Annotated in this window: 1 rRNA gene; it reads left to right on the top strand. The window is 58.5% G+C overall.

Annotation, left to right across the window (positions count from 1 at the left end):
* Positions 1-55 precede the first annotated feature (55 nt).
* Positions 56-686: ribosomal RNA gene (locus tag J0670_RS38735) — 23S ribosomal RNA — on the top strand; the annotation flags it as partial.

Consider the following 686-nt stretch of genomic DNA (forward strand, 5'->3'; position numbering starts at 1 on the left):
GAGGGTGTGTGACTGGTCGTTGTTTGAGAACTGCACAGTGGACGCGAGCATCTGTGGCCAAGTTTTTAAGGGCGCACGGTGGATGCCTTGGCACCAGGAACCGATGAAGGACGTGGGAGGCCGCGATAGGCCCCGGGGAGCTGTCAACCGAGCTTTGATCCGGGGGTGTCCGAATGGGGAAACCCGGCAGTCGTCATGGGCTGTCACCCGCTGCTGAACACATAGGCAGTGTGGAGGGAACGCGGGGAAGTGAAACATCTCAGTACCCGCAGGAAGAGAAAACAACCGTGATTCCGGGAGTAGTGGCGAGCGAAACTGGATGAGGCTAAACCTTGAGCGTGTGAGACCCGGCAGGGGTTGCGCTTGGGGGGTTGTGGGAATGAGCTTCAGTCGTCTGCCGGCGGCTGGGCGAGTCAGAAACCGTATGGGTAGTCGAAGGACATGCGAAAGGTCCGGCGTAGAGGGTAAGACCCCCGTAGACGAAATCTGTACGGCTTGCTTGCTCATCTCCCAAGTAGCACGGGGCCCGAGAAATCCCGTGTGAATCTGGCGGGACCACCCGCTAAGCCTAAATATTCCCTGGTGACCGATAGCGGATAGTACCGTGAGGGAATGGTGAAAAGTACCGCGGGAGCGGAGTGAAATAGTACCTGAAACCGTGTGCCTACAAGCCGTGGGAGCGTCGT

The organism is Streptomyces sp. FH025, from assembly GCF_017427025.1.
In the GTDB taxonomy this organism is placed as follows: Bacteria; Actinomycetota; Actinomycetes; order Streptomycetales; family Streptomycetaceae; genus Kitasatospora.